Below are 11,013 nucleotides of genomic sequence, written 5' to 3'. Positions count from 1 at the left end.
GATCGGCGAGCTGGCCGCCGCGCTCCGCGCCGGCGACGCGGACGCGGCCCTGGCGGTCCTCGCCGGCGGGCGTGCCGCGGTGAGGCTCGTCGATCCCGACGACCCCGCGGCCATGCTCGCGCTGCAGCAACGGCTGACGACGCACGCCGTGCGGCTGCACGAGGTGGCCTCCGGTGGCGACCTCGCGGCGGTGCTGGCCCTCGCCGACGAGCACCGGCTGCTGTGCGCCCACCGCGACGGCCCGGCGGGCGCGTCGTTCTGGAACCGCCGGGTCGAGCGGTGGCTGGCCGACGAGCTCGGCGTCGCCTACCTCCCGGAGTGGTACGCCGGACGGCCCCTGCTCATCACGGCCAACGACTACGGGCTCGAGCTGTTCAATGGGGACACTGGCGTGGTCGTGGCCGATCCGGAGGGCCGCGACGAGCTGCGGGTCGTCATCTCGGGGACCCGCCCGACGACGTACGCGCCCTCGAGGCTGGCGGAGGTCGAGACCCTCCACGCGATGACGGTGCACAAGTCGCAGGGCTCGCAGTCCCGCGAGGTGACCGTGCTGCTGCCGCCGGCCGACTCGCCGCTGCTCACGCGCGAGCTGTTCTACACCGCGGTCACCCGCGCCCAGGAGCGGGTCACCGTGGTCGGCAGCGTCGAGGCCGTCCGGGCGGCGATCGAGCATCGCGCGCAGCGCGCCACCGGCCTCGTCGGGCGGCTTGCCTCGGGGCCGGGCTGACGCCCGGCGCCCTCACGCGGACTCGTTCGTTCCGGAGTCGTTCAGATGCTCGATGAACCACGCCGCGATGGCGGCGGTCACTGCGCCGACCACGGCGATTCCGATCAGCATCAACGCTCCGGCGACGACGCGCCCTTGGGTGGTGACCGGATAGCGATCGCCGTAGCCAACAGTCGTGACCGTCGTGAACGCCCACCACAGTGCGTCCGGAAACGTCGTGATGTTCGCGTCGGCCGCCCCGCGCTCTGCGTCCAGTTCGGCAAGGGAGCCGAGGAGCACGGCGGTGACGGCCGCGCCAAGCACGTAGACGGTCACGCGGCCGACGAGTCCGCGTGAGACGACGCGGTCAAGCACGCGCGCGAACGTCAACAGTCGGAGCAGCCGCAGCGGTCGGAGCATCGGCAGCGCGATCAACACGACGTCGTACCAGTGTCGGTAGATGTAGGTCGACCGTTGCTCGGCCAGCACGACTCGCACCAGGAAGTCCGCGACGAAGGCGGCCCACACCGCCCACGACACCACGTGCAGGGAGGACAGCAGGCTCGCGTCCATCCGAGGGTCGAGGATGGGCCATGCGTACGCGATCAAGAATGCTCCTGCGAGCAGGAGCAAGGGCACGTCGGTCCGGCGCTCCCACGCTTCCACGCGCGTCACGCGCCGCAGTCTAGGACCTGTGGAGCTCCACCACGGTTGCAGCGTGACCGCCCGACCTTGGCCGAGGAGTGAGATGTCCCCTCGTCTCAGGCACGGCCGCTAGGGTCTAGCCGTGCCCTACCTCCTGCGCGTCGAGCTCCCCGACATCCCCGGGTCGCTCGGACGCCTCGCCACCGCGATCGGTGAGGCGGGCGGGGACATCGAGGCGATCGAGATCGTGGAGAAGTCCCACGAGGGCTGGGCCGTGGACGACGTCCTCCTCGAGACCGCGCCGGGAGCCATGCCCGACTCGATCGTGTCGGCGTGCAACCAGCTCGACGGCGTACGCGTCATCTGGATCTCGCGCTATGCGGCCGGGGGCAACCTCTTCCTCGACCTCGAGGCGGTCGAGAGCCTGACCGAGGAGCCCTCGGACGCCCTCACCCGCTTGGTCGAAGTGCTGCCACACACCTTCCGGTCCGACTGGGCCGTGCGCATCCACCGCGCCAGCGGCACCATCGACCGCACCGAGTCGGCGCCCACCGACCTGCCGTTCGTCGAGATCGAGCGCGCCTGCCCGCTCGACGTCGACCCCGACGAGACCCATCCCGACGACGAGACGATCTACGCCGGCGCCCGCATCGACGGCAACGAGATCGTCGTCATCGGCCGTCGCGGCGGCCCCGAGTTCCTCGACTCCGAGCTCGCCCGCCTCGGCCACCTGGTCAGCCTCGCCACCTCCATCGCCCGCCCCTGACCCTCTCGCCGAATGGGGCCTCCCCTCGTGCCGAGTGGGGGCTCCCCTCACGCCGAGTGGGGGTTACGAGCCGACGACCTGAAAGCTGGCGAGCGTGGGGTCGGCGGCATAGGCGATCCGTACGCCGTCCGCGGCTGCCCCACGGAGCAGTTCGATCGTCTCGACCGTGATCTCCTCGCCGGGAACCAGCACCGGCACGCCGGGCGGATAGGGGGCGATCAGCTCGGCGCTGACCCGCCCGACCGCCTCCTCCGCCGTGACCGTGGTGGCGGCAGCGAAGAAGGCCTCGCGAGGTGTCATCACCTGAGCGGGAGCAGGGGTGTCGGCCAGCAGCAATCCGGATCTCGGGGCGCGGCCGCGCGGGCCTCGGGCCGCACGCCCCTGGGTCTCGGCGACGAGGAGGCAGACCAGGCGGTCCACGTCCTCGGGCCGGTCGAGCATGGTGACGGACGGGACGATCAGGTGCTCGTCGGCCAGCTCGGGCGCGAGCCCCGCGGCGATCAGGGTCTGCTCGAGCGCGAGCCCGCCGCCGTGAGGGATCTGGATCACCAGCTTGGTGGGGTCGATGGCGTGCGTGTCGGGGCCGGGGACCACGAGTCCCGCCGCCCGTAGCCGGTCCCGCGCCCGCGCCACCGCCACGATCGCCGCGCCGAGCAGCTCCTCGCCGAGAGGGCTGTCGAGCAGGGCGACCGCTCCGTCCGTCGAGGCGAGGATCGAGCCGGCGGGGCTGGTGGTGAAGGAGAGGTCGAAGGCGCGCTCCAGCCGCCCGCGGTCCAGTCGCTCGGTCCGGGCGAGCACGATCGATGCCTGTGAGTACGCCGGGAGCGTCTTGTGGGCGCTCATCACGATCGCGTCGGCACCGAGCGCGAGAGCGTGCGACGGCAGCGACGGGTGGAAGCCGAGATGGGCGCCCCACGCCTGGTCGACCACCACCGCGAGCCCTGCCTCGTGCGCGGCCGCGATGAGCGAGGACCGGTCCGACAGCGTCCCGACGTACGACGGCTCGACGAGAAACAGCGCCGTCGCCCTCGGCCATGCCGCGATCGCCTCGGCCAGCGCCGCGGCGGAGATCCCCTCGACCAGCCCGTCCGCACCGATCGAGGGTGCGATCCATCGCGGGGTCAGGCCGGCCAGGATCAGCCCCGACAGCACCGACCGGTGGGCGTTGCGCGCGACGAGCACCTCGTCACCGGGAGGGCCGACCGCGAGGGCGAGCACCTGGTTGGCATGGGTGGATCCGCCGGTGGAGTAGCGGCACCAGTCGGCGCCCCAGCGCTCCGCCGTACGCGCCTCGGCGGCGGCCACCACCGAGACGGCCGACTTGACCGGCGCCAGCCCGCCGAACATCGGCACGTCGCCGGCGTCGACCTCGCCCAGCTCGGGCCAGATCGCGCCGGCACGGTGCTTGTGACCGGGGATCGTGAACGGCGAGCCGGGATCGGCGACGAAGCGCGACCACGCGCGCAGGAGCTCCGAGTCCGGCATGGCGACAGTCTGCCCGTGGCAGGACGTGCGCGCTTCCGGCGCGACACCCCCATGCTCCCCGCGTGTCGCGCCCACGCAGCGCCCGTCCTGGCGTCCACGCCCTCGGAATAGGCGCGGTGCGGTCGGGCATTGACCCCACATGGCGACTTCCAGCGACTACATCCCCAGCACGGCCCAGTGGGTCCGCGACCAGGTCGAGGCGTTCGAGTCCTCCAACGGCGCCGAGGGCAACACGCTGCGCGACACCGGCGACCCGATCATCGTCATCACCAACCGCGGCGCGAAGACCGGCGCGATCCGCAAGACGCCGCTCATGCGCGTCGAGAAGGACGGTCGCTACCTCGCCGTCGCCTCCAAGGGCGGCGCCGACGTCAGCCCGGTCTGGGTGCACAACTTCCGCGCCCACCCCGAGGTCGAGCTCCAGGACGGCCCGGTCAAGAAGCCCTACGTCGTACGCGAGCTCGACGGCGACGAGCGGTCGCAGTGGTGGGACTACGCCGTGCAGACGTGGCCGACCTACGGCGAGTACCAGAAGAAGACGGAGCGGCAGATCCCCCTCTTCCTCTTGGAGCCCGTCGACTGAGTAGCCTCGGGCGCCATGAGCGCGATCGACGGCGTCAGCGAGATCTTCGACCCCGAGGAGTGGGACGAGGTCCCCGGCTTCGAGGACCTCACCGATCTCACCTACCACCGCGCCAAGGCGCACGGCACCGTGCGGATCGCCTTCGACCGGCCCGACGTGCTCAACGCCTTCCGTCCGCACACGGTCGACGAGCTGCTCCGCACCCTCGAGCACGCGCGTACGTCCGCAGACGTCGGCTGCGTCATCCTGACCGGCAACGGCCCCAGTGCCAAGAGCGGCAAGTGGGCCTTCTGCACCGGCGGCGACCAGCGCATCCGCGGCCGGGCCGGCTACCAGTACGAGGACAAGCAGATCGGCAGCGGCGACACCGGTGCCGAGGAGCCGAGCGTCATCGACAAGGCCAAGCTCGCGCGACTGCACATCCTCGAATGCCAGCGGCTGATCCGCTTCATGCCGAAGGTGGTCATCTGTGTGGTTCCTGGATGGGCTGCTGGTGGCGGTCACTCCCTTCACGTCGTGTGCGATCTGACCCTCGCGTCGAAGGAGCACGCGCGGTTCAAGCAGACCGACGCCGACGTCGGCTCCTTCGACGGCGGCTACGGCAGCGCCTACCTTGCCAGGCAGGTCGGACAGAAGTTCGCCCGTGAGATCTTCTTCCTCGCCGAGGAGTACGACGCCGAGACCATGCACCGCATGGGCGCGGTCAACCGGGTCGTCGACCACGCCGACCTCGAGCGCACCGCCCTGGCGTGGGGCGAGGCGATCAACGGCAAGTCCCCGACCGCCCAGCGGATGCTCAAGTACAGCTTCAACCTCCTCGACGACGGCCTCGTCGGCCAGCAGCTCTTCGCCGGCGAGACCACCCGCCTGGCGTACATGACCGACGAGGCCCAGGAGGGTCGCGACCAGTTCCTGGAGAAGCGCGACCCCGACTGGTCGCCGTACCCCTGGTACTACTGAGGGATCCTCCCGATCGGAATCGGGCGTGCGTCGGTGGCCGGACGTCGCCATGATGGGGAGATGAGCCGCCGCGACAGGACCTTCGCCGAGATCGCGGCGGAGGCGAAGGCCGCGCCGAAGCACGAACGCACGGTTCGGCCGGGCGGGTTCAACGTGAACGGGGAGCTCTTCGACCCGTCAGGCCATCTGCTGAGCCGGATCGGCGAGGTGAGTCCGAAGAGGGCTCAGGAACTGGTGGCCGACGGTGCTCTGGTGGCCTTCGAGGGCTGCGGATGCGGTGGATCGGTCGGATGCGAGACCGAGTGGATTGAGCCGGGCGTCCTCGGAATCCTCGCATCGAGCCGGCCGCGATTCGTCAAGGGCCACGGCTCGCCGACGTGGATCGATCTCTGGGAGGGTGATGCAGGCCTCGCTCTCTATGCACACGGCGACGTTGAATGGGGCGGCCTGCTCGCCTGAGCGTCGGATGCGACGTGTGTGACGCACGGGAGCTGTCCTGACCTGCGGGGATGCCGCAGGCGACCCGTCCCCTGTCGTGCCGATCGGGTCCCGCCCGGCTGGGCCTTTGGTCCTAGGCTGCCACCGTGGGGACGCGGGGGGAGTCAGCTCGTCCTCGGCTGACGGCGGGCGGGCGCGCGGGGCTGATCGGGGTGGTGCTCATCTGCCTCGGGCTGTCCGTCGCGGCCACGTGGGGCGCGCACGAGGTGGTCAAGCGGAACCTTCGCGACCGGCTCGCGTTCGAGTCCTCCCAGGTCGACGTCGCGATCGTGCAGCGGATGCAGGCGTACGTCCAGATCCTGCGTGGCGGCGCGGCGTTCTTCGCCGGCTCGAACGGGGTCTCCCGTGACGAGTGGGTGGCCTACGTCGACGCGCTCGACCTCGGCGACCGCTATCCCGGCTTCAAGTCCCTGTCGTTCGCGCCGGCCGTCGCGGACGCCGACCTCGACGCGTTCGTCGCCGGCGTACGTGCGAGCGAGGTGCCGGACGGGATGGAGGACCCGGCGCTCATCTCCCACTACACCGTGCGCTCGCCCACGGGCGTTCCGGGAGAGACCGCCCTGCACTCGCCGATCCTCTACGTCGCCCCGTTCTCGCCCGAGAACCAGATGGTGCTCGGCGTCGACATGATGCAGGATCCCATGCGTCGCGCCGTGATGGAGGAGGCCCGGAGACTGGGCGAGGCGCAGGTCAGCCCGCGCCTGCGGCTGGCCGGGCAGATCGACGACCGCCCCGGCTTCATCGCCTACTTCCCGGTGACCGAGCACGGCGAGTTCGCCGGATGGCTGAGCGCCGCCTTCCGGGCGCCCGACTTCATGGTCGGCCTGCGCGGCGAGTTCGCCTCGCACCTCCAGTTCGAGGTCACGGACGGCGACGGCGCGCTGCTGTGGTCGAGCAGGCCGCCGAAGGCCGACGGCACCCCGGTGCCGCTCGGGGCGGCGTCCTCGCTCCAGCGATCCGGCTCGGTCGAGCTCCCGGGGCAGACCTGGGTGGCCCGGTACGCCGCCGGCCCCGGCTTCGCCACCCCGGTCGAGGCGCTGACTCCCTGGATCGTCGGTGCCGGCGGCCTGGTCCTGACGATGCTGGTGCTGGCGGTCGGGCTCTCGGGCGGCGGATGGCGCCGCCTGGCGCTGCACTACGACGCGCAGCACTCCGAGCTCGTGGCGAGCGCGGCGGTGATCCGCTACCAGGCCTCGCACGACTCGCTGACGGGCGTCGCGAACCGCAAGGAGTTCCGCGAGCGGCTGGACGAGGCCATCGAGGCCGGCGAGGTCGGCCTGGTCTACGTCGACGTCGACGGCTTCAAGTCGGTCAACGACACCTTCGGCCACCGCGCGGGCGACGCGCTCCTCGTCGTCCTCGCCTCCCGGCTGACGCAGGCCGCCGGTCCTCGCGACACGGTCGCCCGGCTCGGTGGCGACGAGTTCGCCGTCATCGCCCCGAGCGGCGCCGGGAGCGGCGAGGGCGACGCCGCCCGCGAGACGGCCGACCTCGGCCGGCGACTGCTGGCCGCGATCGAGGAGCCGGTCGTCCTCGGGGTCGACGGGCTCGACGAGGACTCCCGCACCGTCCGCGTCTCGGCGAGCGTCGGCCTCGCCCGGTCCCCGCGCGACGCCCAGGACGTGGACGGCCTGGTCCACGCCGCGGACACCGCGATGTTCTCCGCGAAGCGCGGCGGCGGCCGCGCCTTCGTGGACGTCGCCGACCTCGCCGGGCCCGCTGAGCCCCCGGACCGCCTAGGCAGCCCGGACGACGACCCCGCCGTCACCCCGCCGTCCGCCGAAGGCTAAGGCCGCGGTCTCCCAACAGCCCGCCGTCGGGTGAGAGACGGGGCGCGATCGGGTATGACGGGAGGGTGAGTCTCACTCGGGTGACGACGTCGGCGGAGCTGACGACCTACCGCTATGTCCGGTTCGCGCTCCTGGCGCTGCTGCTCGCGCTCGCGATCTCGGTGGCGGCCGAGACCGTGCGCGGCGGGTGGCAGACCTCGATCAGCGCCTACTACTACACCGCCGCCGGGCCGGTCTTCATCGGCGCGCTCACCGCGATCGGGGTCTGCCTCGTCGCGCTGCGCGGCTTCACCGACGCCGAGGACGTCTGCCTCAACCTGGCGGGCGTCTCGGCGCCGATGGTCGCCTTCGTGCCCACGCCCGAGGAGGGTCGGCTGCCCGACGTCCCCGCCATCGTCAACAACGCCCTGACCTACCTCGCGGTGCTGGCCGTCGGCTACCTCGTCGTCCTCCTCGCCGTACGCCGTCAGCCCGGTCGCCCGACGCCCTGGGGGATCGCCGGCCTCGTCCTGACGGCCGCCGCGTGGCTGGTCGGCGTGACGTGGGTGCTGGCCGACCGCGACTCCTTCGCCGCGCACGCGCATGCCCTCGCCGCGGTCTTCACCTTCCTGCCGTTCGCCGGCGTGGTGGTGCTCAACACCGACTGGGGCGTGCGCCATCTCGCGCGCGAGGCGTCGGCCAGCCCCACCCGGCTCGACGGCGCCTACTGGTCGATCGTGGCCGGGATGGCCGCGGTGTGCGTCGTCTTCGCCCTGGCGCACGCCTGGCGCTTCGCCCTCCTGGGCACCGAGGTCGGGCTGCTCGCCCTCTTCGCGCTGTTCTGGGGGCTGAGGCTGATCGACGATCGAGGAGGCGAGGCATCGCGGTCGGGGATGGGAGCCATGCCGATCATGTGACTTCTGTCACACGGGACGTCGGCGGTCTACTCGACTTCTCGGGCCGCACCGACCCGGGAGATCAGGAGAGATGCCATGTTCCGGACCGGCCGCCTGGCGGCGCCCCTGTCGATCGCGGTCGCCGCCGTATCGCTGTCCCTCGCCCAGCTCCCCGCCGCGTCGCCGGCGGCGGCGGACGACACCGTGAGCTGCGACGGCGGCGACACCCTCACCGGCGGAGTCCTCACCGTCGCCTCGGGCGAGACCTGCACGGTCTCCGCGACCACCTCGCTGCAGAAGCTGGTGATCACCGACGCCACCTCCGCCATCACGGTGCCCGACGGCTACTCGCTGAGCATCGTGGTCGACGGCGTCGAGACGGGCCAGGCCTACGACGGCGCCAACGTCACCGCGCCGGTGCTCGTCCCCGGGACCTACGGCTCCAGCTCCGGCACCGGCGTCCAGCTGGTGCTCACGACCACCCTGCCCTACACCATCTTCGGGACCACCTTCCCGCTGCGACAGGCGCTCGCGATCGACTCCTCGGGAGTCAACGCCGGCCGCTCGGTGAGCCAGGCGGTCAGTGGCGGCAGCTACGACGCCGACGGCGCCGACGGCGTCACCATCGCCTCCACCGGCGAGGGCATGGCCGGCATCGACGTCGAGGGCGGCGAGTACCGCATCACCGACCCGACCATCGCCTTCGACGGCAACGGCCGTCTCGACTTCGCCGGGATCGGCGCCGGCATCCGGGCCGCCAACAGCGGCACCAGCGTGCGGGTCGAGGGCGCCGACATCGACAACACCGGTGCCGTCCGCTCCGGCGTGGTGGTCACCGACGGCGCCACCGGCGTGATCAAGGACTCGACCATCGTCACCCACGACGGCACGCTCCCGAGCGACTACACGCTCTCCCCGCCGCCGAACATGCGCGCGGTGCCGTGGGCGCTCGGCCTGACCGGCAACGTCCGGGCGACCAACATGGTCGGCAACGGGACCAAGGCCACCTACCTCAACGACGACGTCTCCTCGACCAACTGGGGCGTGCTCTCCACCGACTCGACGTCCAACAGCTTCCTCACCTCGATCGGCACGAAGGTGACCACGCTCGACGGCGGCTACGGCTCGTACGCCGACGGGAGCAGCGTGACCGACACCTTCCTCGGCACGACCTTCGACGTCGACGACTACGGCGTGATCAGCACCGGCGGCACGATCAACCTCGGCGACGCCAGCACGGCGGCCGTCGCCGCGCTCAACGTCGAGCACAGCCTCGGCCTGACCGCCGAGGACATCGCGGACGTCGTCGCCGGCGCCACCACGATCGACTCCGGCCGGTTCGGGATCATGTGGCACGGCGGCGGGAGCAGCAACATCGCCGGCGGCACGGTGAACATCGGCGGCGCCACGGCGATCACGACCGGCGAGACGACGTTCCAGGACAAGGCCAGCGGCGTCACGCTCAACCTCGACGGCTCCGCCGGCGCGACCGTGAAGAGCGGCACGGGTGTCATCTTCCAGGTGATGGAGAGCGACGACCCGGGCGGCCTGAGCACCACCTCGACCTACACCGACCCGGTCTACGGCAACCCCGGCGCCACGGCGACCCGCACCACCAGCTGGGACCTGACCGACACCTCGAGCAGCAAGAAGCCCGCGGTGGTGAACCTGACCGACATCGCCACCACCGGCGACTACTACAACGCGGCCTACGAGACGGTGCCGAAGAACCTGGTCCTCAACCTCTCGGGCTCGAAGGTCACCGGGCTGATCTCCTCCAGCACCTCGGTGCACGACGTCGGCACGATCACCTACGCCGGCGACGGCTACCGGCACATCGGCGAGGTGACCAACACGGTCTCGGCGCCGGTCAACAACGGTGTCATCGTCGACCTGGCCGACGCCTCCACCTGGAAGGTGACCGGCACGTCGTACCTCACCAGCCTCACCGTCGACGCGACCTCCACGATCGTCGGGCAGGGCGGCAAGACCGTGTCCATCACCCAGGGCGGCACCACCTACACGGCCGCGGACCTGGCAGGCCGCACCATCACGGGGACGTACGGCGACCCGATCGTGGTCTCGGTGCCCGACTCCGACGCCGCCTCGACCACGACGGTCGCGGCGGACGGGACCACCTACGGTCACGCCGGCTCCGCCCGCGTCTCGGTCGCCGACGCCGCCGGAGAGCCCGCGTCCGGAACGGTCACGGTCGCCGTCGACGGCACGACGGTGGGCTCGGCGACGCTGACCGGCGGCGCCGCGACCGTCGCTCTTCCCGCCGACGTGGACGCCGGTCGCCACACCGTCACCGCGACGTACGCGGGAGATCCCGGCGAGGCCCTCGCCGGCTCGACCGCCTCGACGACCTACGCGGTGGCCAGGGTCTCCTCCAGCGCGACGCTGAGGCTGGCCAGGCACAAGGTGACCCGGGGCACGAGGGTCAGGGCGACCATCACGGTGCGCGCCGCCGCCACGCCCACGGGCGTCGTCCGGGTCCTCAAGGGCGCCAAGGTGATCGCGAGCTACAGCCTGAGCGCCGCCAGGAACGGCACGCTCAAGGTCGCGCTGCCGAGGCTCCGCAAGGCGGGCACCTACCGGCTGCGCGTCGTGTACGCCGGCAGCACCAACGTCAGCGGATCGCGCAGCGCCGCGGTGCGGCTCAAGGTGACCAGGAGGTAGACCTCTCAGAGGCGGGCCGCGCG

At 71.8% G+C, this 11,013-nt stretch carries 10 protein-coding genes; 8 read left to right on the top strand and 2 right to left on the bottom strand.

What is annotated here, in order from left to right:
- The coding region (locus QM572_RS16870) for an ATP-binding domain-containing protein (protein WP_415095135.1) at positions 1-727 on the top strand (727 nt) is incomplete at its 5' end.
- A 12-nt stretch (positions 728-739) separates the two neighbouring features.
- Here QM572_RS16870 and QM572_RS16865 read toward each other — a convergent pair.
- On the bottom strand, positions 740-1,279 hold the full coding sequence (locus QM572_RS16865; protein WP_415095134.1) for a potassium channel family protein: 540 nt from the start codon (positions 1,277-1,279) through the stop codon (positions 740-742).
- A gap of 214 nt (positions 1,280-1,493) precedes the next feature.
- Here QM572_RS16865 and QM572_RS16860 point away from each other — a divergent pair, with 214 nt between their 5' ends.
- Positions 1,494-2,117 carry an ACT domain-containing protein gene (locus tag QM572_RS16860; protein ID WP_415095133.1) on the top strand — a complete coding sequence of 208 codons (624 nt, stop codon included), beginning with the start codon at positions 1,494-1,496 and terminating at the stop codon, positions 2,115-2,117.
- A gap of 63 nt (positions 2,118-2,180) precedes the next feature.
- Here QM572_RS16860 and QM572_RS16855 read toward each other — a convergent pair whose 3' ends face one another.
- Positions 2,181-3,602, bottom strand: a complete 1,422-nt coding sequence (locus QM572_RS16855; protein ID WP_415095132.1) for an aminotransferase class I/II-fold pyridoxal phosphate-dependent enzyme — start codon at positions 3,600-3,602, stop codon at positions 2,181-2,183.
- A gap of 139 nt (positions 3,603-3,741) precedes the next feature.
- Between QM572_RS16855 and QM572_RS16850 the strand changes: the two genes are divergently transcribed.
- From QM572_RS16850 to QM572_RS16825, 6 genes are all read left to right on the top strand, one after another.
- Positions 3,742-4,185, top strand: coding sequence for a nitroreductase family deazaflavin-dependent oxidoreductase (locus QM572_RS16850; RefSeq protein ID WP_415095131.1), 444 nt, complete (start codon positions 3,742-3,744; stop codon positions 4,183-4,185).
- Positions 4,186-4,200: 15 nt separating this feature from the next.
- Positions 4,201-5,145 (top strand): 1,4-dihydroxy-2-naphthoyl-CoA synthase, encoded by a 945-nt coding sequence (locus QM572_RS16845; RefSeq protein ID WP_415095130.1) that lies wholly within the window; start codon positions 4,201-4,203, stop codon positions 5,143-5,145.
- A gap of 60 nt (positions 5,146-5,205) precedes the next feature.
- The gene (locus QM572_RS16840) at positions 5,206-5,604 is read left to right on the top strand and encodes a hypothetical protein (RefSeq protein ID WP_415095129.1); all 399 of its coding nucleotides are present in this window, start codon (positions 5,206-5,208) and stop codon (positions 5,602-5,604) included.
- A gap of 125 nt (positions 5,605-5,729) precedes the next feature.
- A complete protein-coding gene (locus QM572_RS16835) occupies positions 5,730-7,433 on the top strand; it encodes a CHASE domain-containing protein (protein ID WP_415095128.1) in 1,704 nt (567 codons plus the stop codon).
- 80 nt (positions 7,434-7,513) lie between these two features.
- Positions 7,514-8,329, top strand: a complete 816-nt coding sequence (locus QM572_RS16830) for a hypothetical protein (protein ID WP_415095127.1) — start codon at positions 7,514-7,516, stop codon at positions 8,327-8,329.
- Positions 8,330-8,404: 75 nt separating this feature from the next.
- The gene (locus QM572_RS16825; protein WP_415095126.1) at positions 8,405-10,990 is read left to right on the top strand and encodes a beta strand repeat-containing protein; all 2,586 of its coding nucleotides are present in this window, start codon (positions 8,405-8,407) and stop codon (positions 10,988-10,990) included.
- The last annotated feature ends 23 nt before the right edge of the window (positions 10,991-11,013 follow it).

This window comes from Nocardioides sp. (assembly GCF_047607365.1).
Taxonomy (GTDB): Bacteria; Actinomycetota; Actinomycetes; order Propionibacteriales; family Nocardioidaceae; genus Nocardioides.
The sequence above is the reverse complement of the archived record's forward strand: the minus strand, read 5'-3'. Positions and strand labels throughout refer to the sequence as shown.

Excerpts from the sequence above, each read along its gene's own strand:
- QM572_RS16840 (WP_415095129.1), top strand. The coding sequence starts at position 5,206 with ATGAGCCGCCGCGACAGGACCTTCGCCGAGATCGCGGCGGAGGCGAAG.
- QM572_RS16825 (WP_415095126.1), top strand. The coding sequence starts at position 8,405 with ATGTTCCGGACCGGCCGCCTGGCGGCGCCCCTGTCGATCGCGGTCGCC.
- QM572_RS16855 (WP_415095132.1), bottom strand. The coding sequence starts at position 3,602 with ATGCCGGACTCGGAGCTCCTGCGCGCGTGGTCGCGCTTCGTCGCCGAT.
- QM572_RS16865 (WP_415095134.1), bottom strand. The coding sequence starts at position 1,279 with ATGGACGCGAGCCTGCTGTCCTCCCTGCACGTGGTGTCGTGGGCGGTG.
- QM572_RS16845 (WP_415095130.1), top strand. The coding sequence starts at position 4,201 with ATGAGCGCGATCGACGGCGTCAGCGAGATCTTCGACCCCGAGGAGTGG.
- QM572_RS16850 (WP_415095131.1), top strand. The coding sequence starts at position 3,742 with ATGGCGACTTCCAGCGACTACATCCCCAGCACGGCCCAGTGGGTCCGC.